The 2,632-nt window shown below is 31.2% G+C and carries 3 protein-coding genes; 2 read left to right on the forward strand and 1 reads right to left on the reverse strand.

Annotated elements, in window-relative coordinates; genetic code table 11:
- Window positions 1–185 precede the first annotated feature (185 nt).
- Entirely contained in the window at window positions 186–554 is a 369-nt protein-coding gene (locus UIB65_RS09250; protein ID WP_330041112.1) for a terminase family protein, read from the reverse strand.
- Between the two features lie 344 nt (window positions 555–898).
- Here UIB65_RS09250 and UIB65_RS09255 point away from each other — a divergent pair, with 344 nt between their 5' ends.
- Window positions 899–1,597 (forward strand): DUF4013 domain-containing protein, encoded by a 699-nt coding sequence (locus UIB65_RS09255; RefSeq protein WP_295596933.1) that lies wholly within the window; start codon window positions 899–901, stop codon window positions 1,595–1,597.
- Window positions 1,598–2,289: 692 nt separating this feature from the next.
- Window positions 2,290–2,632: helix-turn-helix domain-containing protein (locus UIB65_RS09260; RefSeq protein WP_330041114.1), on the forward strand; the 343-nt coding region annotated here is incomplete at its 3' end.

Raw genomic sequence — 2,632 nt, forward strand, 5'->3', positions numbered from 1 at the left:
ATATTATTGTCGTATCATTTTTTGACCAATGCCTACGGTCCTTCTATGAGGGAAGTTGATACTGTCGATGATTAGGAGAAACCCAGCGTTGGATAGGCTGCCCGTTTCGAGGGTTACTCGAGGAGCGAAGGGTATTCTAGCAATGATTCAAGAGAGTTAGTATACGGGCAACAATCATAAAATATTTATATTACTTGTGTAGGAAGTTTGTTATCTTTTGTTTTCCTTACTCTAGACCTCATGTAAATGTATTTGAATCTTTCAAGCTGTGTCAGCTCATCAATACCAATGAATTGATATTCAGAACCCTGATATGTATCGAGGTCATTGATGTTTCTCAAATATCCGAAGGTTAGTGAATTTCCATTGGGAAATGTCCATGAATGTTCTGTTTCATCCCACTTTGGTTTGATGCTTGCATTATTTTGAACTTCCTTTCGATTTAACCACTGACTTGCTTTATGAATTAAAGCTCCTTTACGCTTCAAGTCAGATAAAGTACATCTCAGGATGAGGGCATGATATTCATTATCATCATCCTGAACATAAAACAATGCCCCTCATCAATAAACTTCTTGATTTGGAACCGCCTGGCACCACCTATAATGACTTCCTTTTCTCTAGCCAGTATCATTTTGGCCTGCTTTGAAAATGGAGAGAATGGAATATATGGATTAGTTCAAGGCAATGTATAGTGGAAGAATAATGTCAAATAATGTAAGATACCTCATATCAGGATTTACAAAAAATCAGTGGATATATCTGGTTGATGAAATATGCGCCCATCAATATCCGATAGCTCACTTGCTTTAAGGTTTGAATTTTATCATTGGGAACAATAATCTTTTATTCGATGTGCACATATTATATACTAGAAAAGTGTTGTTAGAGAATTAACATGAGATTATTCATTGACCATATTAAAGAATCGATAGATTATACATTAAGCGATAAGACAGGAATCATAATAGTCAGTAGTTTAGTAAGTATTGCCTGTTTTATTAACAAAAATAGTTTATCTGACCCGATTTTAAAGGTAATAAATGTATTTCTACTTATTGTTGTAGGATATGGGTCATATGTATCATGGTATGCCCTTAAGGGTAGGGATGAACATCCTCGCTTTAAGAATAATATGAAAAGGCTTGTTTGGGAGGGCTTTAAGAAATCAGTCATTGTATTCATCTATTCAGGATTCTTATATGCGTTGATTCGTTTAGCAAAACTGAGTTATGCTGATGGAAACCTGATATTTACGGTATGTTTTGTTATTTTGTTTATATTACTATATTTATGTTTAATTGCAGGATTGTTAAACAGATATTTGCATAATGGAAAGTTTATAGAGGCTTTCCATCTTCGTGAAATCATAAATTTAATAAAAATATTTGACACCCGTTATTTCATAAAAGTTATTATTGCTGTTATAATCTCACAGGCATTTGCCGCTTCAGTTGTTATTCCATTTAGTAAAGGCCTTACTCTACTTGATATTATCTATTCAATTGCAACATTCTTTTTAGCACCATTTTTATATATTTCCTCAAAAAGACTTATTGCGTTAAACGTATATGACTTATTGGAAAAACAAGACTGAATATTGTTCTCGCAGATAATGAACCCACCATCACATTAACGGCAAAGGTATTAAAAATCAAAATCTATTTCAACTATGCATATACATCAACTACTTTTCAAAAGTAAGTTTCCATTAACAAATGGCCGTCGTTAATGTTAATTCAGCTTTCAGGTTTGATTATCAAATCGTTAATGTTAATTTAAATTAATATTTCTTGTTTTCTTTTATTTTAAGCTATTGACTCTCACATTAACGGCAAGCGATGTTAATTGATGCAAACAAAAAGAGAAATGTTGATTTTATCTTTAAAATGCAAGAATACCACAACTTCTGCAAGTTGTGGATGAATTGCACTATTGGGTGTACTATCTTTTTTAATTAATTTTATTGTGTTTTATTTTATTTGCGTTTTTTTGAGGCTTTTTTATGTCATGAATTTTTGTTCAGTATACTTTTTTTTATGGATTTTTAATAATTGCTTTGGGTATGAAAAATTGTTTTGGGTTTGAAAAATTGCTCTGAGTTCGTTATTCGATTACTTTTCAAATGCTCTCTCTCATTTTTTATATAGGAGTAATTATAAATGAGATATTATTCAATTAAATGTAATTTTAATTGTTGTTTTAAAAAAGAGTAAATATTTTTTCATTTTTTTTTAGATAATGGAATAAAAATATTATATATATTGGACTGGAGGAAATGTGATTTTTATGGGTGATTATATTCGAGGTGTGGTTGTTAAGCTTCATTTAACTCCCGAACAAGAAGTCATGTTTAAACAAAACTATGGTTGTACTCGTAAAACCCATAATGAACTTTTAAATAAATATAAAGCCAAATATGGTGATTCTACTAAAATTCCAACTAAAACAGAATTAAATCAATTCTTAAACGAATCCAAAAAAGAGTTACCATACTTGATGGAAACAGAGTCCACTAGTCTTCAACAGGCACGTGATGATTTGCATAAAGCGTTTAAAAACAGTTTTAAAAGCAAAAGGCATAATCATCCAAAATTTCACTCTAAAAAGAAAACACGACCTAGCTTCAGAC

Origin of the sequence: Methanobrevibacter sp. (assembly GCF_036307625.1) — an archaeon.
In the GTDB taxonomy this organism is placed as follows: Archaea; Methanobacteriota; Methanobacteria; order Methanobacteriales; family Methanobacteriaceae; genus Methanocatella.